Below are 573 nucleotides of genomic sequence, written 5' to 3'. Positions count from 1 at the left end.
GCGCCAGATCGACCTGCTCGTCCCCGGACTGCTCCCGGCCTGAGCCCCGGTGGCGCCGGGCGTGCCCGGCGCGGGGTCGCGGGACCGTGCGGCCCCGCGACCCCGCCTCCGGGCGCCACGGCGCCGCCCGGCCGGCTAGCGGCCGGTGGGCCTGCGGTACTGCGCCGGGGAGCCCTTGGTGGCCTCGTCCTCGTACGCGCCCGCGCGCCCACGGTCCACGTGGAAGGTGGTGAGCGTGGTCACCGGGGACACCGGGTCGCGGCGGTCGCCGATCACCCGCATGTGGGTGCTCCAGCGCTCGGGCGTGACCTCGTACACGTCGTAGCCGTAGCGGTTGCCCTCGAAGTACTGGAGGTGCGGGTTGGCCGCGCCCATCAGCGGCCCGTTGGTCTTGTTCCAGTCCGCGCTGTAGGCGCCCGAGGTGACCGAGTGCGCGGTGAACTCGGTGCCGATGACGGGGGACGAGGTGTCGTCGTAGTCGGGCCGTACGTCGTCCACGAACGCCGAGTGCCAGTCGCCGGTGATCACCACGAGGTCCTCGAGACCCGCGTCGTGTACGTGGGTGAGCACCTC

General features: G+C 73.6%; 1 protein-coding gene. It reads right to left on the bottom strand.

Annotation, left to right across the window (positions count from 1 at the left end):
* Positions 1–135 precede the first annotated feature (135 nt).
* On the bottom strand, positions 136–573 hold a 438-nt coding region (locus KUM32_RS39775; RefSeq protein ID WP_217146600.1), incomplete at its 5' end, for an alkaline phosphatase D family protein.

The sequence above is a fragment of the Streptomyces sp. AC627_RSS907 genome, from assembly GCF_019049165.1.
Note: the sequence above shows the minus strand (reverse complement) of the source record. Positions and strands in the feature narration are given on the sequence as shown.